At 36.2% G+C, this 19,987-nt stretch carries 19 protein-coding genes; 15 read left to right on the forward strand and 4 right to left on the reverse strand.

From position 1 onward, the window contains the following. The first annotated feature begins 360 nt into the window (after positions 1-360). The 4 genes from ireB to IGI80_RS10415 all read left to right on the forward strand — a co-directional run bounded on the left by ireB (position 361) and on the right by IGI80_RS10415 (position 2,741). Positions 361-630, forward strand: coding sequence for a regulatory phosphoprotein IreB (gene ireB, locus IGI80_RS10400; protein ID WP_002357937.1), 270 nt, complete (start codon positions 361-363; stop codon positions 628-630). Further along, positions 627-1,049, forward strand: a complete 423-nt coding sequence (ruvX, locus tag IGI80_RS10405; protein ID WP_002357936.1) for a Holliday junction resolvase RuvX — start codon at positions 627-629, stop codon at positions 1,047-1,049. The genes ireB and ruvX overlap by 4 nt, the downstream gene beginning before the upstream one ends. Positions 1,050-1,086: 37 nt before the next feature. After that, positions 1,087-1,392: a DUF1292 domain-containing protein gene (locus IGI80_RS10410; protein WP_002357933.1), complete on the forward strand. Its 306-nt coding sequence runs from the start codon at positions 1,087-1,089 to the stop codon at positions 1,390-1,392. Positions 1,393-1,892: 500 nt separating this feature from the next. Next, the gene (locus tag IGI80_RS10415; protein ID WP_002385984.1) at positions 1,893-2,741 is read left to right on the forward strand and encodes a helix-turn-helix domain-containing protein; all 849 of its coding nucleotides are present in this window, start codon (positions 1,893-1,895) and stop codon (positions 2,739-2,741) included. A 72-nt stretch (positions 2,742-2,813) separates the two neighbouring features. Here the strand turns inward: IGI80_RS10415 and IGI80_RS10420 are convergent, their stop codons facing one another. Further along, positions 2,814-3,983 carry an NAD(P)-dependent malic enzyme gene (locus IGI80_RS10420; RefSeq protein ID WP_002360544.1) on the reverse strand — a complete coding sequence of 390 codons (1,170 nt, stop codon included), beginning with the start codon at positions 3,981-3,983 and terminating at the stop codon, positions 2,814-2,816. A 31-nt stretch (positions 3,984-4,014) separates the two neighbouring features. Then, entirely contained in the window at positions 4,015-5,340 is a 1,326-nt protein-coding gene (locus IGI80_RS10425) for a 2-hydroxycarboxylate transporter family protein (RefSeq protein ID WP_002357930.1), read from the reverse strand. Positions 5,341-5,487: 147 nt separating this feature from the next. Here IGI80_RS10425 and IGI80_RS10430 point away from each other — a divergent pair, with 147 nt between their 5' ends. From IGI80_RS10430 to IGI80_RS10445, 4 genes are all read left to right on the forward strand, one after another. After that, positions 5,488-7,038, forward strand: coding sequence for a Spo0B domain-containing protein (locus IGI80_RS10430; protein ID WP_002379345.1), 1,551 nt, complete (start codon positions 5,488-5,490; stop codon positions 7,036-7,038). Then, a complete protein-coding gene (locus IGI80_RS10435; protein ID WP_002410754.1) occupies positions 7,019-7,711 on the forward strand; it encodes a response regulator in 693 nt (230 codons plus the stop codon). Before IGI80_RS10430 ends, IGI80_RS10435 begins: the two co-directional genes overlap by 20 nt. A 104-nt stretch (positions 7,712-7,815) precedes the next feature. Next, positions 7,816-9,209 (forward strand): IS3 family transposase gene (locus IGI80_RS10440; RefSeq protein WP_251846742.1). Its coding sequence is split into 2 segments (ribosomal slippage): positions 7,816-8,356 and positions 8,356-9,209, totalling 1,395 coding nucleotides; the frame shifts between segments, so codons are not numbered across the junction. A 196-nt stretch (positions 9,210-9,405) separates the two neighbouring features. Further along, complete coding sequence (locus tag IGI80_RS10445; RefSeq protein WP_002357926.1) at positions 9,406-10,749, forward strand: NADH peroxidase; 1,344 nt, start codon at positions 9,406-9,408, stop codon at positions 10,747-10,749. Between the two features lie 52 nt (positions 10,750-10,801). Here IGI80_RS10445 and IGI80_RS10450 read toward each other — a convergent pair whose 3' ends face one another. Continuing rightward, positions 10,802-11,713 (reverse strand): LCP family glycopolymer transferase, encoded by a 912-nt coding sequence (locus IGI80_RS10450; protein WP_002385983.1) that lies wholly within the window; start codon positions 11,711-11,713, stop codon positions 10,802-10,804. Between the two features lie 277 nt (positions 11,714-11,990). Here IGI80_RS10450 and alsS point away from each other — a divergent pair, with 277 nt between their 5' ends. The 3 genes from alsS (at position 11,991) to IGI80_RS10465 (ending at position 15,599) form a co-directional block, all read left to right on the forward strand. Further along, complete coding sequence (gene alsS, locus IGI80_RS10455; RefSeq protein WP_002357923.1) at positions 11,991-13,643, forward strand: acetolactate synthase AlsS; 1,653 nt, start codon at positions 11,991-11,993, stop codon at positions 13,641-13,643. 11 nt (positions 13,644-13,654) lie between these two features. After that, positions 13,655-14,359 carry an acetolactate decarboxylase gene (gene budA / locus IGI80_RS10460; protein WP_002357922.1) on the forward strand — a complete coding sequence of 235 codons (705 nt, stop codon included), beginning with the start codon at positions 13,655-13,657 and terminating at the stop codon, positions 14,357-14,359. Between the two features lie 157 nt (positions 14,360-14,516). After that, on the forward strand, positions 14,517-15,599 hold the full coding sequence (locus IGI80_RS10465) for a PA2928 family protein (protein WP_002357921.1): 1,083 nt from the start codon (positions 14,517-14,519) through the stop codon (positions 15,597-15,599). Positions 15,600-15,712: 113 nt separating this feature from the next. On the opposite strand, the gene IGI80_RS10470 is transcribed toward IGI80_RS10465, so the two are convergent. Next, entirely contained in the window at positions 15,713-16,474 is a 762-nt protein-coding gene (locus IGI80_RS10470; RefSeq protein WP_438723363.1) for a WxL domain-containing protein, read from the reverse strand. 230 nt (positions 16,475-16,704) lie between these two features. On the opposite strand from IGI80_RS10470, the gene IGI80_RS10475 reads away from it, so the two are divergent. From IGI80_RS10475 to IGI80_RS10490, 4 genes are all read left to right on the forward strand, one after another. Next, positions 16,705-17,085 carry a hypothetical protein gene (locus IGI80_RS10475; RefSeq protein WP_002392180.1) on the forward strand — a complete coding sequence of 127 codons (381 nt, stop codon included), beginning with the start codon at positions 16,705-16,707 and terminating at the stop codon, positions 17,083-17,085. A gap of 207 nt (positions 17,086-17,292) precedes the next feature. Beyond that, positions 17,293-18,129 (forward strand): ABC transporter permease, encoded by an 837-nt coding sequence (locus IGI80_RS10480; protein WP_002382189.1) that lies wholly within the window; start codon positions 17,293-17,295, stop codon positions 18,127-18,129. Next, entirely contained in the window at positions 18,122-18,901 is a 780-nt protein-coding gene (locus IGI80_RS10485; protein WP_002357916.1) for an ABC transporter permease, read from the forward strand. The genes IGI80_RS10480 and IGI80_RS10485 overlap by 8 nt, the downstream gene beginning before the upstream one ends. A 38-nt stretch (positions 18,902-18,939) precedes the next feature. Continuing rightward, positions 18,940-19,980, forward strand: a complete 1,041-nt coding sequence (locus tag IGI80_RS10490; protein ID WP_438723365.1) for an ABC transporter ATP-binding protein — start codon at positions 18,940-18,942, stop codon at positions 19,978-19,980. Positions 19,981-19,987 lie beyond the last annotated feature (7 nt).

Consider the following 19,987-nt stretch of genomic DNA (forward strand, 5'->3'; position numbering starts at 1 on the left):
CAATCGAAAATTTACATCGTAAACAGATTGTTAGCGAATTGTAACATTAAAAGGCTGATATTATTTAATCATAGATATTTAAAAGTTTTCAAAAGAAAAACGTCGATTTTTTCGCAAAATGGATTGAAGGGAAAGGTGATATTCTGGCGATTTAGCAGACCTTTATTCTTGTTTTATAAAGTTGTGTATTTGTTTTTATAATTATAAAATTATCGATGGCTGTCATTTTTTTGCGGAGTCTTTATTAATAAAAGACTAAGAAATAACAAAAAAGAGAGAAGGAGAAGAAATTTTGTTTGTAGTTTCGGTTCTTTTCTAGTAAAATGAAATTGTATAAAAGTAGAAGTGAGGTGTAGTAAAATGGGTTTTACAGACGAAACAGTACGCTTTGATTTTGATGATAATCGAAAAAAAGCAATCAGTGAAACGTTAGAAACCGTATATCGGGCATTAGAAGAAAAGGGATACAATCCTATTAACCAAATAGTAGGGTATTTACTTTCTGGGGACCCGGCTTACATTCCTCGTTATCAAGATGCTCGAAACTTAATTCGTCGTCATGAACGTGATGAAATCATGGAAGAATTAACCAAATATTACTTAGCGAACCACGGAATCGATATCAAATGAGGATCATGGGGCTAGATGTAGGTTCACGGACAGTCGGTGTGGCTGTTAGTGATTTATTAGGTTGGACAGCACAAGGCATCGAAATTATTCGCATCAATGAAGAGGAAGAGAACTTCGGCTTTGAGCGATTAGGTGAATTGGTGAAAGAATACGAAGTCACGAAATTTGTCGTAGGTTTACCGAAAAACATGAATAATTCCATCGGTCCTAGAGCTGAAGCATCCATGGCATACGGTGATAAGATTCAAGAATTATTTCAATTACCTGTTGACTATCAAGATGAACGATTAACAACTGTCCAAGCAGAGCGTTTCTTGGTGGAGCAAGCAGATGCTTCAAGAGCCAAAAGAAAAAAAGTCATTGATAAACTAGCGGCAGTAATGATTCTACAAAATTATTTAGATGCACATAGCCGATAATTATCGAGCTTTGAATACATCAAGGGAGAGAAGAAGAATGACAGAACACAACCACGATCATGATCACGAAGGACATGAACACATTACTTTAGTAGACGAACAAGGAAATGAAACATTATACGAGATCTTACTAACTGTTGACGGTCAAGAAGAATTCGGTAAAAATTATGTTTTATTATATCCAGCAGGAATTCCTGAGGATGAAGATGTTGAATTGCAAGCTTACTCATATGTGGAAAACGCAGAAGGTACAGAAGGCGATTTACAGCAAATCGAAACAGACGCTGAATGGGATATGATTGAAGAAGTTTTCAATACATTCATGGCTGAAGAAGAAGAGTAAAACTGTAACGAGAGAAGCGCTACTTCTCCTATTGAGAAGTAGCTTTCTTAATAATAATTGTTATAATGTACATGTTGTTTCTATCATAAGATACTATCACTATCATTGAGTGTGGTGGATAAAGAAGGACAGCATTGTCTAGTTTTACAAGATGTTGTAAAAACGTAACATCCTTGTAATGACGTTAATTTGGCAACTATCTAGCATAATTTATAATTTGTGTTATACTAAGTATGAGGTTTTGGAAATACTGTTAATTTTATAATATTAAATAAAAAAATGGCTCCACCTACTGGCATAGGTAGAGCCGTCAGAAATTCAGTTAAACAAACACGTAATTATTGGTGTGGTGCATTGCCACGAACTGAAATTCCAGTTAATAAAGCAAGTAAATCAAACATATATTTCACCTCCTTTATTATGATAGCTTCATTATAACATTATCTGTAAAATGATGGTATGTTTAATACAAAAAAAATAGAAAGATTGGAGTTTTGACTGTGAGAGTAGCGGGAGAAAAAATCAAAACAGCGCGTAAAAAGAAAAAATTATCGCAAGCTGAATTGGCAAAAGGAATTTGTACACAAGCAACAATTAGTAACATTGAAAACAAAAATGTGTGTGACAGTTTAGACATTTTCTCATCTGTATGTCTACGTTTAGACTTACAAGTGGAAGAATGTATCGAAGGTTCTAGTGAGAAAAAACTCGAAAGCTTATTAAATAAAGTAGAAGAATTATGCTTTTACTTTAAGCACGATGAAGCCTATGATTTGTTGAAAGACTATCCAGATGATATCGAAAGTTCAAACAGAATTTTAGAAACAAAATTTTTCTATTATAAAGGAATTACGAGTTTATTAGGTAAGAAAAATAATAGCGAAGCATTGTTCTATTTACATCGTGGTTCTGAAATTAGTCGTGATATTAATATTTATAATATTTTGAGTATGAATGCGATCGGTATTTTATATGAATTAGAAGATGATATTGAAAAAGCAAAAGTTTATTACGATAAATCTTTACAATTGCTAAGCGAATTCAAATTAGATTATCCATTAGAGCAATGCCGTATTTATTATAATACCGCAAAATTCTATTCATTAATTAAAGACTATGCAAAGAGTATTGAATTAAGTGATAAAGGAATCGAAATTAATCGGACACACAGTTCTATTTACTCTTTAGATTGCTTATTATACGAAAAAGCGTTTAATAAACAAATGCTAGGACTAGATGCTGTTGAAGATTATCGTATTGCGTACTACTTTACACGTTTCTTTGAAAATAAAAAATTACTTACTTATATTGAAAAAGATATGCAAGAGTTTAACATCAGTTTTAAATAATGAATTATCGTTTCAGATTTTAAAAAGAACAACCTAACTCAAGAGGAGTTAGGTTGTTCCTTTTTTCTCTTTTTAATTTGTTTCTTTGACAGCGTTACGGACGCTTTCGGCGACGACTTTTGCGACTCCTTCTTGGAATGGATCGGGAATAATATTGGTCGGCGTGAGTTCGTTATCGGGAATTAATTTTGCAATACCTTTGGCAGCGGCAATTTGCATTTCAATCGTAATCTTTTTCGCCCGAGCATCTAAGGCACCGCGGAAGATACCAGGGAAGGCCAACACATTATTAATTTGATTCGGAAAGTCACTACGACCAGTTCCGACAATATAAGCGCCTGCCGCTAAAGCTTCATCAGGAAAAATTTCAGGAACTGGGTTAGCCATTGCAAAAATAACTGGCTGCTCATTCATCTGTTGAATCCACTCAGGTTTTAAAACACCTGGTGCCGAAACACCAACAAAGACATCAGCGCCTTCAAGAGCAGTAGCTAAATCACCGGTACGGTGTTCCCGATTGGTTAGCTTCGCAATTTCTGCGTGGTGTGGTGGCAGAGCTGTATCTGTTTCGCTCAGAATCCCTGCACGGTCAACAATGATAATATGTTTTACGCCAGCAGCTAAAAATTTTCTTGTGATCGAAAGACCAGCGGAGCCACCGCCGTTGATTACCACATGAATGTCCTCTATTTTCTTGTTGATTAATTTTAAGCTGTTGTACAAAGCCGCTAGAACAACAATCGCTGTCCCGTGTTGATCATCATGGAAAACGGGAATATCTAGTTCATCGATTAAACGCTGTTCAATTTCAAAACAACGAGGAGCGCTGATATCTTCCAAGTTAATCCCCCCAAAGGTTGGAGCCAAAAATTTCACCGTTTGAATAATTTCTTCAGTATCTTGTGTATCTAAAACAAGGGGAATCGAATCCACACCAGCAAAGCGTTTAAACAATGCAGCTTTTCCTTCCATGACAGGCATCGCTGCTTCAGGACCAATGTTACCTAAACCTAAAACTGCTGAACCATCACTGATAACGGCGACGGTGTTTTTCTTTGTTGTTAATTCGTAAGCGCGTTCTTTTTTTTCATGTATGGCAGAAGAAACAGCCGCAACACCTGGTGTGTAGGCAATTCCTAAATCTGCTTTTGTTTCAATCGGAACTTTAGGGCAGACTTCTAATTTTCCCCCAAATTTTTTTGCTTGCTCAATCGCTAATTCTTTTACATCTTTTGTTGACATATCATTTTCCTCCTAAATAATTCACTTATAGTTAAAAAAGCATTCTAAAAATAGCAGTCATTGTTATTACTGTAATGGCACCGCCTAAACGTGTCGCAACTTGTGCAAACGGCATTAAGTTCATTCGATTGGCTGTACTTAAAATAGCCACATCGCCAGTCCCACCCATACCACTCTGACAAGCGGAGACAATGGCAGCCTCAACGGGATTCATATTCATGAAGCGTGAAACGAAAAATCCTGTAGCAATAACAGTGAAAACGACACTAATTACCACAACAAAATATTGCCAGCTAAGCATTCCTACGACATCTTTTAAAGGAATATATAACATACCTAAGCCGACCATTAACGGGAACGTAAAATTGCCAGAGATAAATTTATAAAGCTGTTTTGATCCGCGTTGGGTTTCTTTCGGTACTACGTTTAAGTATTTTAAAAAGGCTGCGACAACAATCATCAAAACAGGACCAGGAAAGCCTGTTAAGTGTTGCAATAAACCGCCTGTAATAAATAAGGTACACGCAATTAAAACACCAGCGCCCATTAATTTTACATCAATTGGTGCTTTGTCTTCTTCTAAAGCATCACTTAAATCATCTGAATTGGTAATTTTAATCAACTGACCTTGTCCAGAAAGTTCAGGGCGTTTTTCTCCTAAACGACTAAGTAAACCAGAACACATAATAGCAAAAAAATTACCAATAATGGTTGCGGGAATTAATTGCCCCACTAATTGTTCACTTGGCAATCCAGTAATGGCACTATAACCAAGGGATAAAGGAAGAATGCCTTCACCGATTCCACCAGCTAAAACAGGAGTGACGATATAGAAAAGGCTATGTTTCCAACCGAGACCTAACAGTGTTCCAACAAGGGTCCCAACGCCCATTGCTAAAATCATTCCTAATGCCATCGGGACAATCATGCGCATTAAACCTTGGACTAAAATTTTGCGGTTCATTCCAAGGATACTTCCACAGACCAAACATGCAATATAGAAATAGAGAAAGTTTGCTTGTTTCATTAAAATATCTGTTGAGTCTAAGACATTTTGGTTGAGTAAATTGAAAAAGACCATAATTGATGGTACTAATAAAGATAAAATTGCGGGACCGCCAAAATGTTTCAAAATAGGAATATTTCCACCAATTGTTCCAAGTAACCAACCCATTGTTAAAATTACGGCAAAACCACCTAACATATTGACTGGTAGTTGTTCTAATAGAGCCGTAACAAGAATAATGCTAGCTGTTACAAGATAAACAGGTAACGTAACCGAACCAATCCTCGTTTTGGTTAATTTGTTGCGCCAATCTGTTTCATTAGCAGCTGTTGCGTGCAATTTCTTTTCCATGCTATTTCCTCCTATAACTTTAATCTATATTCATCATAATGTAAACGTTTTCTGTAGAGTAGATTATTTAATTAATTTAACTAAAGAAAAGTTTTTTAACCAAATCTTCCTATGCTATACTTTATTTGAAGAGAAAAGAGGGATGGAATGAAGCGTGGCGGGAAATTATGGTGCTTCTTATCAGTGATTTTTATTGCAACATTAATTATTATGATTACTTTCTTTTACGGAGTAACGACGGTTCAAACAATTAAAGAAGTTCGTAAAAACCAAGAGCAAGCACTTTTAGCCGTCGGGGAACAGTTGGCTATTGAACCGAATGTTATTGAAGCCTTAAAGAATGATCACTATTCAGATGAATTGGAAGCGTATACGGTTCGTTTAGGTGAAATCCATCAGTTGGATTTTATCGTGATTATGAATATGCAGGGGATTCGTTTAACACATCCTGATCGCCAAAAAATAGGTAAGCATTTTGAAGGTGGCGATGAAGTGCGAGCATTAAAAGGGGAGGAACATTTGTCTGTTAGTCAAGGGAGTTTAGGAGAATCATTACGAGGTTTTGTCCCAGTCTATGATCAAGGAAAACAAATTGGGGTTGTGGCAATGGGCATTAAAATGACCTCGCTTTCACAATTGATTGAACGAACAAAAAATGATTACACAGTGAGTGTCCTTTTAAGTGTTGGTTTTGGCTTTATATTAGCCATCGTGGTTTCTTATTATTTAAAAAAACAACTTCACGATTTAGAGCCAAGAGAAATTGCTCGTCTATTAGAAGAGCGAAACGCCATGCTTGAGGAAACGAAAGACGCAATCCTTGTGATTGATACCGATCAAAATATTTTATTAGCAAATATTGAGGCGACTAAAATGTATCATAATATAACAAATAGTGAAGAAAATTTACTAGGAAAGAAACTTTCAGCATTGGTTTTATCTCCTGAAAAATTAGTCGTACATTCAAAAACAGAGCAATTCTATCGTCAAAATGGCCAGGATTATTTCGTCTCAATCGCCCCGATTAATGTCCGTAAAAAAACAATTGGGCATGTTATCTTTCTGAAAAATGCGACGGAAACGTTTATTGTCGCAGAACAGCTTGTCAGCACAACAACATATGCTTCGGCATTACAAAGTCAATCACACGAATTTATGAATAAGATGCATGTCATTTATGGCTTAGTCGATTTAGAAGATTATGAGGCGCTAAAACATTATCTAGCCGATTTATTGAAACCAGAAAAGGAATTTGCACAGCGCTTAGCTATTTTGGTCAGAAATCCTATTCTAGCAGGTTTTTTAAGTGGGGAAAGAATCAAGTTTGCAGAAATTAAAACACAATTAGCTATTGAAATTTATCCAGAAATTCCACCAAATAAACGAGATGAAGATACGCAAAATTTGATTGCTATCTACCGTTATATTCATCGTTTCCTGATGGAGCAAACGTTGCCAGAAGAGATCATTGAAACCATTGATTATCAGCCAGGAAGTTTGACGACGACTTATTCGTTTGCTTATCCAAAAGAACAACTGGAACGCTTTGAGCAAGAGTTTTTCACTTCTTATTTGGCAAGATTATTAGAGAATGCGGAAGCGACATTGACTTGGGAAAACCAACAAAACAATTGGCTTGTCCTTCGCATAAATGTTCATTACGAAGGAGCAGAGGAAAATGAACCTATTGATTATTGAAGACGATCCTATGGTTGCATATATACATCAAAAATATCTTGAAAAATTAATTCACCAACCGACTATTTTTACGGTTGCAACAATTGCTGAAGGTCTACAACTAACGAAAGAAAAACAACCAGCACTTGTTTTATTAGATGTTCATTTAAAAGATGGCAATGGCTTGACCTATCTGGCAACAATTAGAGATGAAAAAATTGATACAGAAGTTATCCTGATTACGGCTGCCAATGAGTTGGAAAACGTTAAACGAAGCTTACATTTAGGCGTTTTAGACTATTTAGTTAAACCCTTTTCTTTTGAGCGATTTCAACAAAGTATCGAAAACTATCAGAAAAAAGCTGCTCAATTCACGCTGGAAACGAAGGAGCTTTCGCAAACAAAAGTGGACCAATTGTTTCATTCTTCACAGACAAACGCACGTAAAAATGAACAAGATCTTCAAAACCTGTCCTTAGAAAAAGGACTAACACAAGCAACATTACAATTATTGTTAAAAAAAATAGACGAATTTACCGACTATTTTACGATTCAAGAATTATCAGAAGCGAGTCAGCTTTCACATGTTTCTGTTCGCAAATATGTGTTGTTTCTAGAAAAAAATAACCTTTTAGAAAGTAAAAATAGCTATTTAAAAGTGGGGCGTCCCTATCAATCGTATCGGAGAATTTAGTATTTTTTATTTTTTAGTAAATAAAAAAAGTAATTGAAAAGTGGCGAAATGTAGTGCGCCCCCAAAGTTAGACCAAAAAATCTAACTTTGGAGGCGTATTTAAATTGGCAAAATACGATTATGCATTCAAGAAAAAAGTAGTAGAAGCTTACCAAAATGGCGCAGGAGGTTATCGAATACTAGCGAATCAATTTGATATTGCTTCACTTTCGACTGTTCGTAAATGGGTTAAAACAGTCGAGAAATTTGGATTTAACGCACTTCATCGAAGAGTAAATTACCAACATTACTCTTCCAAATTCAAGCGGGATGTCATACACTATTATTTAACGAGTGGTGACTCTTATCTGACTGTCGCATTGAAATATGGTCTGCCAAACGATACCTTAGTCTTGGCTTGGCACCAGAAATTTCTAGAAACAGGCATAGAAGGGCTTTCACCAAAACAGAAAGGAAGACCTTCTATGTCAAAGAAAAAGAAACCCGTTCAGGTGAAAAAAACACGAACACGTGAACAAGAATTAGAACATGAAAATGAACTATTGCGAGCGGAACTAGCCTTCATAAAAAAGCTCCGCGCTTTAGGAATGAATATCCCGGAACGACTCAAGAACGAGATGCCCGAATCATCCACGAACTCCGAAAAAAATTCCGATTAACAATCTTACTGGAAGCAACCAAATTTCCTAAAGCGACGTATATGTATTGGCAAAAGCGATTTGAGCGAAAAAATCCCAATCAAAAATTAGAAGCCCTGATTAAGAAAATTTTTGACGAAAACAAAGGAAACTATGGCTATCGCCGTATTCAATTAGCTTTAAAAGAACAAGGATTGAACGTAAACCAGAAAAAAATTCGTCGTCTTATGCGTAAACTTGGCCTAAAAGGGACAAAATTTATTCGTAAATCAAGAAAATATAATTCCTACAAAGGAACCGTTGGCTATGGCGAAAAAAACCGTCTACATCGTCGTTTCTACACTTCAGTACCCCATCAAAAGCTAACAACAGATACCTCTGAATTTAAGTATTATGAACGTGATCAAAGTGGAAAGATTCAAATAAAAAAACTCTATTTAGATCCTTTTCTTGATTTATTTAATGGTGAAATCTTGTCTTACCGTATTTCTAAACAGCCGAATGCCAAAGCAATTCTTGAGGCACAAAAAGAAGCCATTGATAAAACGCAAGATTGTCCATATCGGCGCACTTTTCATTCTGACCAAGGTTGGGGGTACCAAATGAAGCAGTACAAAAAGCAATTAACCAGTCACCAGATCTTTCAAAGTATGTCTCGAAAAGGCAATTGTTTTGATAATTCTCCTATGGAGAATTTCTTTGGTTTACTAAAACAAGAAACCTACCATGGCATTATTTATTCTAGTTTCGAAGAACTAGAACAAGCAATTGAGGAATGGATTGATTATTATAATCATCAACGAATAAAGACAAAACTAGGGTGCAGTCCCGTTCAATTCCGTAAACGGTTCGTCGCATAAAAATACCGACCAGATTTCTCCAGTCGGTATTCGGTCTAACTTTCGGGTCTCACTACAAAATACAGAGGATACTCCTTTTTATTCTCATTTAAAGAACTTAATTGAGAATGGAAAAGAGGATATTATTTGTTATTTTTTGAGAATATATGATATTCTTTATTATGTAAGAAATAATATTATATGGGAGGAACGAGCGATGAAAGTTATTGTTTTAGGATCATCACATGGAGGTTATGAAGCGGTAGAGGAATTACTAAATCTTCATCCTGATGCAGAAATTCAATGGTATGAGAAAGGTGATTTTATCTCATTCTTGTCTTGTGGCATGCAGTTGTACCTAGAAGGAAAAGTGAAAGATGTTAATTCTGTTCGCTATATGACTGGCGAAAAAATGGAGAGCCGTGGTGTAAATGTCTTTTCTAATACTGAAATTACAGCGATTCAACCAAAAGAACATCAAGTGACAGTGAAAGATTTAGTGTCAGGTGAAGAACGTGTTGAAAATTATGATAAATTAATCATCAGTCCCGGAGCTGTCCCATTTGAATTAGATATTCCAGGTAAAGATTTGGATAATATTTACTTGATGCGTGGTCGTCAATGGGCCATTAAATTAAAACAAAAAACAGTAGATCCAGAAGTCAATAATGTGGTTGTGATTGGTAGTGGTTATATTGGGATTGAAGCTGCCGAAGCATTTGCAAAAGCCGGTAAAAAGGTTACCGTTATTGATATTTTAGATCGTCCATTAGGGGTGTATCTAGATAAAGAATTTACAGATGTTTTAACAGAAGAGATGGAAGCCAATAACATTACCATTGCAACTGGTGAAACAGTTGAACGTTACGAAGGCGACGGTCGTGTGCAAAAAGTCGTTACAGATAAAAATGCGTACGATGCTGATTTGGTCGTTGTAGCGGTTGGTGTCCGTCCAAACACTGCTTGGTTAAAAGGTACCTTAGAATTACATCCGAATGGCCTAATCAAGACGGATGAATACATGCGGACAAGTGAGCCAGATGTATTTGCAGTAGGGGATGCTACGTTAATTAAATACAATCCTGCAGACACAGAAGTAAATATTGCCTTAGCAACGAATGCTCGTAAACAAGGTCGCTTTGCTGTGAAAAACCTAGAGGAACCAGTTAAACCTTTCCCTGGTGTTCAAGGATCTTCTGGCTTGGCCGTCTTTGATTATAAATTTGCTTCAACAGGGATTAACGAAGTCATGGCTCAAAAATTAGGAAAAGAAACAAAAGCGGTGACAGTAGTAGAAGACTACTTGATGGACTTCAATCCAGACAAACAAAAAGCTTGGTTTAAATTAGTGTATGATCCTGAAACAACACAAATTTTAGGCGCTCAATTAATGTCGAAAGCAGATTTAACTGCAAACATTAATGCTATTTCATTAGCGATTCAAGCCAAAATGACGATTGAAGACTTAGCCTATGCGGACTTCTTCTTCCAACCAGCGTTTGACAAACCTTGGAATATTATTAATACAGCGGCTTTAGAAGCGGTGAAACAAGAACGTTAATAGAAGAGAAAATAAAACCCATGAGTATTTATAGTACTCGTGGGTTTTATTTTTATTTTGTATTCAATTGATTTTTCAACTCTTGTTGGACACGAGTTAATTCTTGTTCATCCACACGTTGATAGGAAACACCATCTTGCATAAAACCAGTACCTTGAAGTTGGTCTTGTTTCACTTTACCAAAGGCACTGCGATAATCTAAGGCAATTTTTTTCATGTCATCAAAACTTAAATCTGTCTTCATATTATCAGAAACAGCTGTTAAAATTTCTTGATAGTTGCTCACGCTATTAAGACTTAAGACTTTTTGGACGATGCCTTCAATCACTTTTCTTTGACGTTCTTGGCGGCCGTAGTCACCATTAGGATCTTCGTAACGCATTCTTGAATAGGAGAGTGCTTGTTCACCATCCAATGAAATTTTACCAATCGTAAAATCATACCCGTCTTGAGAAAAAGTCAGATTATTGTTCACTTCGATTCCGCCAACCGCGTTGACTAATTCTTTTAAACCAGCCATATTAATTGAAACATAATGATTAATAGGTATGTTTAAATAGTTTTCAACTGTGTCCATTGCTAAAGATGCGCCACCAAAAGCATAGGCGTGATTCAATTTATCTTGTTTTCCTTGACCTGGAATATCAACATAGGTATCGCGAGCAAGACTGACTAAGGTTGTTTGCTTGTCACGAGGATTAACTGTTGCAACAATTGTTGTATCCGAACGACCTTGCTCGACACGCCCATCATCGCCTGTATCAATCCCTAATAATAAAACAGAAAAAGGCTCCTTATTGTTTAAATTGACCTGACTTTTTTTAGATCGTTCTACTGTTTCATAGGTTTTATCCATTGATTTAGAAACATCCCAATAAAGTTTTGCTCCCATTCCAACAACTGCAAGAAATAGAACCAAGATAATTCCAAAGATAATGGCAAAAATTTTCTTCCCTTTTGACATATTTTTCCTCCAATAATTTATCACAGGTTGTGATTTTTTTCTTATAGGTTAATCTTACTAATTTTTAGTGAAGAAGTATATAATAATTGTTGAAAGACTATAAAACTTTAAGGTATTTTGCATTATTTTTGCTTAATCTTTTGAAATATCTCAATTCTATTAAAATATGCGAATTAGTATATTACACGTTTTCAAGGTGTTTCATTGTTGATTAATTAGAATTTTAGTGGTATTTTTGTATTTGTAATTAGTACAGATTTTAATTGGAGGTATAACAGTGAGTAAAAAAGGATCAGATATCATAGTAGAAAGTTTAATCAATCACGAAGTGCCCTATATTTTTGGGATTCCCGGTGCAAAAATTGATGGAGTTTTTGATGCATTAGTTGACAAAGGTCCAGAATTAATTTTAGCTCGACATGAACAAAATGCAGCCTTTATGGCACAAGGGATTGGTCGTTTGACGGGAGAGCCTGGCTTAGTTATTGCAACTAGTGGACCTGGTGCCAGCAATTTAGCAACTGGGTTAGTAACTGCGACTGCAGAAGGGGACCCTGTTTTAGCATTGGCTGGACAGGTGAAACGGTCCGATTTGTCAAAATTAACTCACCAAAGCATGAATAATGCTGCATTATTTAGTCCAATAACAAAATTCAGTACAGAAATTCAAGATCCAGAAACATTATCTGAAAATATTGCCAATGCTTACCGTATCGCCAAAACAGCGAAAAAAGGCGCAACATTCTTATCGATCCCACAAGATGTCACAGATAGTCCGGTGACAGGCGAAGCAATTAAGCCTTTGTCGGCTCCGAAACTGGGCCATGCATCAGCAGAAACAATCGCAGCTTTAGCTGAACGAATCAAGCAAGCGAAATTACCTGTTTTACTTTTAGGAATGCGGGCCTCTGCACGAAAAGTTACCGCAGCCATTCGTGAATTGGTTGCTATAACTGGTTTGCCAGTCGTGGAAACGTTCCAAGGAGCAGGCATTATTTCAAAAGAATTAGAAGAACATTTCTTTGGGCGTGTTGGTTTATTTCGAAACCAACCTGGGGACCGTTTGTTAAAAAGAAGTGATTTAGTGATTGCGATTGGCTATGACCCAATTGAATATGAGGCACGTAATTGGAATGCAGAAAAAGATGCGCGCGTTATTGTTATTGATGAAGTTCAAATGGAAATTGACCAATATATGCAACCGGAAGAAGAGCTAATTGGTGATATGTCTAAAAATATTTTGAAATTATCAGAAGCATTTAGTGAACCAATATTAACAGAAGATGCGCAAGATTATTTAGAAACGCTTCAAGAAAAATTAACGATTAAAGAAGTAAAAACAAGTACAATTGAAAATCGATTACATCCATTAGAAATTGTTCAAACGCTTCAAGAAAAAACCACGAATGAAATGACAGTTACTGTTGATGTAGGGAGCCACTACATTTGGATGGCTCGCCACTTTAGAAGTTATGAACCGCGTCATTTATTATTTAGTAACGGTATGCAAACATTAGGTGTCGCTTTGCCTTGGGCAATCTCAGCTGCACTAGTTCGTCCAAATACACAAATTATCTCTGTTTCTGGGGACGGCGGTTTCCTATTTTCGGCGCAAGAATTAGAAACAGCGGTTCGTTTAAAGCAAAATATCGTGCATATTATTTGGAATGATGGTAGTTATGATATGGTTAAATTCCAAGAAGAAATGAAATATAATCGATCCTCTGGCGTAGATTTTGGTCCAGTTGATTTTGTGAAGTATGCTGAAGCTTTTGGAGCCAAAGGGGTTCGAGTTCATTCACAAGCAGAATTTGCCGCAGCTTTAGAAGAAGGAATGCAAACAGAAGGCCCAGTGATTATTGATGTTCCTGTGGATTATTCAGATAATCAAGAATTAGGTAAAACATTGTTACCAGATCAACTTTATTAGGAGATGGAAAAATGAGCGAACAATATGTTTATCAACATGGTACGCTAGGCGGTTTAATGGAAAGTTTGATGGCAGGAACGGCAGAAATTGGTACGTTACTCACGCAAGGTGATTTTGGAATTGGGACATTAGAAGGCTCAAATGGCGAAATTATTTTATTGGACGGTACATTGTATCATGCAAATCAAACTGGCGAAATTACTATTCTAGAAGGCGAAGAATTAACGCCATATGCCGCAGTTACTCGTTTTCAAGAAGATGGCGCATTCCCTGTATCAACGGAAACCGATGAAAATATTAAAGCACAAATTTTAGAAAAAATTAGTCCTAATTTTTTTGCGGCAATTAAAATTAGCGGTCTTTTTGCGAAGATGCATGTCCGTGTGGCACCTAAACAAGAAAAACCGTATCCACCATTTGTAGAAGCAGCACGCAATCAACCTGAATTTACAGCGGAGAATATTCAGGGAACAGTTGTAGGGTTCTTTACACCTAAATTATTTCATGGTGCCTCTGCCGCAGGGTTTCATTTGCACTTTATCAGTGAGGATCACCAATTTGGTGGGCACATTCTTGATTTTGGCATTAAACAAGGGACTGTTTCGTGGATGGAAACAGCAGAATTGCGACAGCATTTTCCAGTTCATGATGCTGATTATCGGAATAAAGAAATTGATATTGCAAAAGCTTTGTCCGCAATTGAAGAAGCGGAATAACTGAATAACAAGGCACATTTCTCCACGCCCATTCAAGTTGACTAACTAGGTCAACTTGAATGGGCTTATTGCTGTTCGTCGCTTTTTGTTGTTATTTTTCAAAAAAAAATAGTATCCTTTTTATAATAAGCAAATAACAATTGGAAAGGATGGCGTAATGGACACACTTTATAGAAGTTGGCAATTGTCTGGTTGGCTCTATCATGATATTTTTGTTATCATTGTAGCAATTATTTTTATAGTAATTAGTGGTATTTTGGTTATTTCCTTAATAAGAAGGCGGAGTACAAGGAGACTGGTTCCCTATGCGTTAATTTTATTGGTTTATCTTGCAGTGGTACATTTTGCTGGTTTGATATTTTTCGGAATGTTTCGTTCAGTAACGATTGAAGAGAAAAGTGCGACGTTTTATTCTGAAAAAACGAAAGGCTTAACTTCAATCGAGCGAATGATTATTCCAAATGGACGAACGAATGGCATTAGCACCAGTAACTCATTGTTCCAAGTGATTTCTGTTAATAGTCAGACGGGCGAACGAATGTGGAGTAAACGTTTAGGTTGGCGTGATTATTTAATTGGTCAAACAGATCAATATGTGGTTTTGAATAATGCTGATAACGAGGCCATTTACTTACTAGATACAAAAACAGGGAAAAAACAGTTTTCTGAAGCAGATTTAGTGAAGAAATTCCCTGAATTAAAAGACTATTTAAGCTCTGATTTCGTTGATTATCGTTTTATGGATAATCGCTATCTCTATATTTATGGATTAAACAATCGATATTATCAATTAGATTTGAAAAATTGGCAGTTAAAACAAGACCCAACTTTCAAAGAAGTCTTTCAAACACAAGAAGCGCCTAAATGGACGGTAGATTCAAATGAGAGTCAAATTGGTCAAGAGCTGTCATCGGAAGAGCGTACAACAGTGCAAGGAAAACTAGAAGAGCAACTAATAGCACCAGTTTTATTAGGCAAGAAAGATGAAGCAAATTATTATGTTCTGTCATACAAGAAAAGACAAAGTAATCAAGCGATAGTTGGCTTATACAATTGGCAGAAAAAAACATACGAGTGGCAAACACCGTTGCTTTTAACTAAAGAAAATGTACCTATTGAAGCTTTTCAAGTAGAGGATGCGTTATTCATTAAAGTCCCGCGTTATTTATACAAAATTAACCTGAATAATGGTAATCAAGAGTATCAGTTTGATTACCGTTGGGGCCAAGTGATTCGTTAAACGAAAAGTGGTAAAGCATGCTTAGACAAATAGAAGGAGCAAATAGTCCTTATGATATAAAAAAACGCTTAGAAGAGTAGTGATTCCGCTAGTTTTCTAAGCGCTTTTTTATTTTATGCAGGTCCAGAGATTAAATTCCAGATAATCGAACCTGTATATGCGCCAGGAAATAATTGTGAAACAGGGGTTTGGATTGCAAGAGAAATATCGGTCATGCGGCCGCTCCACATTCCTTGTCCTTTTCTATCACCAGCGTTACTCATTAAAGTCGCACCGTTACCGATAATAATTGGGTTGGTCGGGAAGTCGGGTGCAGCAGGATCTTCTGAAAAATCCAGTCCATACATTGTATTTGTCATAAAGAAACGCCTTAACGTTTTGTCATAGCGAGCATAGCCGCCTGTTAATTGAAACGTAATGATGCCTAGTAAAGAATGAGCTTCGTTTCGCATGTGTGGGATTTCAGCAGTGACATGCCAACCAGTTAAGGCTCCGCGAACATTCCCCATCCCGAAGTGTCTCATTGTATGAGTATTGCCTTCAGAAGGTCGTATAGGAACTGCCGTTAAATCACCAGAAATCGCTTGGGTTTCAAAAGTAAATTCTTTCGGAATAAAGAGCAAGTCAAAACTAGTGTTAGGATTTTCTAAATCAGGATCAATGGCATCGTCAACCGATTCATCACCAGGCAGCCCTCCAATTTCTAGTTCAACTGAAACAGGCGTTTTTCCAGAACGGGTGGCAAAAGAAACCGATGGGTCAAAACTAAAGAGACTGAATACTAGCAACAAGGCTGCAAGTGATTGATAAGTGAGTAGATTTTTTTGCTTCAAGAAAGTTCCTCCTTTAGGTGCTGATAATATAAGTATACGCAAAAGGAGCTGTTTTTATTTATCAGTAATTTACAGGGAATTCGAAAATATTGAGACAGATAGTGTTTAATATTAGTAGAGAAAGATGAGTCGACAATTTTTACTTGTTGATTCTGTCTTTTTTGAGCACAATTCGTTATATCAAGCATGCTAAAATATAAAAGAAATCATCAAGTATCACTAATCAAAATGGAGAGGAGGAGAAAACTTTGAGTAAGTGTTTCGGGTTGTTGATGATTTTATTTGTATTATCTGGCTGTTCAGGAAGTAGGAATTCGCAACAGGAAGTCGTTATAGAAAAGTCTGCTAATAATGACAAAGCAAGACAATTTGTTGATCAAAAAAATCCGCATTTAGGAACGCAATTAGAAGCAGAATCTTATACTAAACAGGAAGCGATTGAATTTTTACAAAATGGTTTAGGGATACCAACGAACGACTCGGCGTTTCATTATACGTTTAAGCAGTCAAATAAAGGAAGTTATGTTGTTCAAATTATATCTGAAAAGAATAGTGTCTCAAAAGAGAATGAATTGTTCGGATATTATCAGGTGTATCAAGATGGTATTATAGTGAAAATGATGGAAAAGGATCAAACGTTCCAAGAAAATTAAGTGATAAATAAAAAAGTTGACAAAAAACACAAACAGTCTTGTTTGTGTTTTTTTGTTTAATGTTCGTGTTTTATTTTTTAATAACCTTTTTCGAAAAAATATACGAACGTTCGGGTTTAAAAACGAACAAAAAGATGAAAATGTGTTGAAATATACGTTTTCCTTGCGTATACTGATGAAGTGAAAAAACGAACGAGGAGTGTACGAATGAACAAGAAAGTTCCTTATTTAATTGTGGCACCGGGGCTAGTACTATTATTATTTTTCTTAATGATTCCATTAATTACTAGCATTTTGCCAACCATTTTTACTGATCATGGCTTGACACTAAATCAGTATGTTACTTTTTTTAAAGATGACTATAATGTTTCAATTTTCTGGCGAACGATAAGAGTTTCGTTAATTGTGACGGGTATTTCAATTGTGTTGGGCATTCCAACGGCATACTTTATTGCTGGAGTTTCCAAAAAATGGCGTGGCTTTTTAATGGCTATGACCTTGTTTCCACTATTAACCAATTCAGTTATTCGAAGTTTTGCTTGGATTAACATTTTAGGAAAAAACGGTGTAGTGAATACGTTGTTATTAAAAACAGGCTTAATTGAGCAACCGCTGAATTTATTGTATACAGAATTTGCAATTATTATCGGTTCAGTGTATTTATTTTTACCAACAATGATTATGACCTTAGTTGGGGTTATGGAAAACATTGAAGGAGAAATGCTAGAAGCGGCTGAGACGCTAGGCGCCAATCCAATGACGGCTTTTCGGAAAATTGTTTTACCTTTATCAATTCCAGGCACCATTGTAGGAAGTATATTAGTGTTTACAGGAACTTTAACGGCTTATACGACGCCACAGCTGTTAGGTGGTAACCAAAAAATGATGATGTCGACCTTCTTATATCAAAAGGCTAATACTTTAGGTGATTGGCAATCGGCGAGTGTTCTTGCATTTATTATGATTTTAACAACATTAATTGTGATGAAAGGCCTAGACATGGTCGCTAAGAAAGTAGATCGGAGAGAAGCAAATCATGCGTAAGCAAAAAGGACTATCTGTTATTGCAATTCTAGTTTTTCTGTTTTTATTTTTACCATTATGTTTGATTGTGGTGACTTCTTTTGGAACAGCCGCAGCGATTCAATTTCCGATTAAAGGATTTACTTTAGATTGGTACGCCAAAGCCTTACAATCGGAAACGTTTATGGACAGTTTTAAGTTAAGTTTGTTGATTGGGGTATTAGCGACTGTTTTAGCATTAATAGTAGGGATTCCGGCTTCCTATGCGCTGGCACGTTATTCCGTTCGCGGGCGCAACTTTATTAAAAGCTTTTTCTTATCCCCAACTGTGATTCCAGGAATTGTGGTCGGGTATACGTTATTTCAATATATTGTTATTAAATTAGGTTTGCCTGTCTTTCAAGGATTGTTAATGGGGCATTTTTTAATTAGTTTGCCTTATATTATTCGAGTGGTTGGATCAAGTATGGAACAACTAGATTATTCAATGGAAGAAGTAGCTTGGACATTAGGTTGTACAAGATTGCGAGCTTTTATTCAAATTGTTTTACCCAATGTGTCTTCAGGAATTTTTGCAGCCTTTATGTTAGCATTTGTCAATTCGTTTAACAATGTTCCTGTATCGATGTTTTTATCAGGTCCCGGTGTGACGATGCTGCCTACTTCTTTATTAAGTTATATGGAATACAATTATGATCCAACTGTTTCAGCAATTTCTGTATTGTTGATGCTACTAACAATGGGCTTAATGTTTTTAATTGAAAAAACGTTGGGACTAGCTTCCATTGCCTAAAACATGGAAGAAGCACGAGATAGAAAGAGGAGAAAATTTTGACTTTTGTGGATTTAAAAGATATTCGCGTCAGCTATGACGGAAAACAAGATATTTTAAAAGATTTAAATATTTCAATGGAAAAAGGAGAGTTAGTTTCTTTATTAGGACCGAGTGGTTGTGGTAAAACGACTACGCTAAGAGTGATTGCTGGATTAATTAAGCCAAACGAAGGACAGTTTTTCGTTGACCAAGAAGAACTAACAAAGGTTCCTGTCCATAAAAGAAACTTCGGGATGGTTTTTCAAAGCTATGCGTTATTTCCCCATTTAACGATTGCAGAAAATGTCGCTTTTGGGCTGAAATTACGCAAAGAAAACAAACAAACCATGGACCAAAAAGTCACGGAAATGCTAAAAGTATGTGGTTTAGAAAGCTTGGGCGACCGTTATCCAAAACAATTATCTGGTGGTCAAAGACAGCGGGTTGCGCTAGCACGTGCTCTGATTATTGAACCTAAACTATTACTACTAGATGAACCGTTGAGTAATTTAGATGCAAAATTGCGAGTGGCAATGCGGATTGAAATCAAACGGATTCAACAACAATTAGGCATTACGACAGTTTTTGTCACACATGACCAAGAAGAATGTTTTTCTATTTCAGATAAAGTGGCCATTATGAATAATGGCGTGATTGAACAATATGATTCACCAGAAACGATTTATCGTTTGCCTCGTACTAAGTTTGTCGCTGAATTTATCGGTTTTGAAAACTTTTTCTCTGTCGAAAAAATGGAAGCCGGTCATTATCGGACACAAACAAATCAAATAGTGAAAACGACTAATCCTGAACCAAATGTTACAACGACGGTGGCAACGATTCGTCCAGAGGACATTGAGATTGTTTCAGAACCTGCTACTAATACTGTCGCAGGTACTGTCGCTGTCCGAACATTTTTAGGGAAAAGCTATCAATATGAAGTGGAAACAGCGTTAGGTACATTGCTGGTTAATGGAACAAGTGAACAGTTATATGAAACAAACGAAACCATTCACTTGGCTTTTCCAGCTGAGAAATTAGTTATTTTAGAAAAATAAAAACCAT

The sequence above is a fragment of the Enterococcus sp. DIV1420a genome (assembly GCF_051712165.1).
GTDB classification, from domain to species: Bacteria; Bacillota; Bacilli; order Lactobacillales; family Enterococcaceae; genus Enterococcus; species Enterococcus faecalis.

Bases quoted from the DNA above. Each gene is read 5' to 3' on its own strand.
- ireB (WP_002357937.1), top strand. From the start codon at position 361: ATGGGTTTTACAGACGAAACAGTACGCTTTGATTTTGATGATAATCGA.
- ruvX (WP_002357936.1), top strand. From the start codon at position 627: ATGAGGATCATGGGGCTAGATGTAGGTTCACGGACAGTCGGTGTGGCT.
- IGI80_RS10410 (WP_002357933.1), top strand. From the start codon at position 1,087: ATGACAGAACACAACCACGATCATGATCACGAAGGACATGAACACATT.
- IGI80_RS10420 (WP_002360544.1), bottom strand. From the start codon at position 3,983: ATGTCAACAAAAGATGTAAAAGAATTAGCGATTGAGCAAGCAAAAAAA.
- IGI80_RS10425 (WP_002357930.1), bottom strand. From the start codon at position 5,340: ATGGAAAAGAAATTGCACGCAACAGCTGCTAATGAAACAGATTGGCGC.
- IGI80_RS10430 (WP_002379345.1), top strand. From the start codon at position 5,488: ATGAAGCGTGGCGGGAAATTATGGTGCTTCTTATCAGTGATTTTTATT.
- IGI80_RS10435 (WP_002410754.1), top strand. From the start codon at position 7,019: ATGAACCTATTGATTATTGAAGACGATCCTATGGTTGCATATATACAT.
- IGI80_RS10445 (WP_002357926.1), top strand. From the start codon at position 9,406: ATGAAAGTTATTGTTTTAGGATCATCACATGGAGGTTATGAAGCGGTA.
- IGI80_RS10450 (WP_002385983.1), bottom strand. From the start codon at position 11,713: ATGTCAAAAGGGAAGAAAATTTTTGCCATTATCTTTGGAATTATCTTG.
- budA (WP_002357922.1), top strand. From the start codon at position 13,655: ATGAGCGAACAATATGTTTATCAACATGGTACGCTAGGCGGTTTAATG.
- IGI80_RS10465 (WP_002357921.1), top strand. From the start codon at position 14,517: ATGGACACACTTTATAGAAGTTGGCAATTGTCTGGTTGGCTCTATCAT.
- IGI80_RS10475 (WP_002392180.1), top strand. From the start codon at position 16,705: ATGATTTTATTTGTATTATCTGGCTGTTCAGGAAGTAGGAATTCGCAA.
- IGI80_RS10480 (WP_002382189.1), top strand. From the start codon at position 17,293: ATGAACAAGAAAGTTCCTTATTTAATTGTGGCACCGGGGCTAGTACTA.
- IGI80_RS10485 (WP_002357916.1), top strand. From the start codon at position 18,122: ATGCGTAAGCAAAAAGGACTATCTGTTATTGCAATTCTAGTTTTTCTG.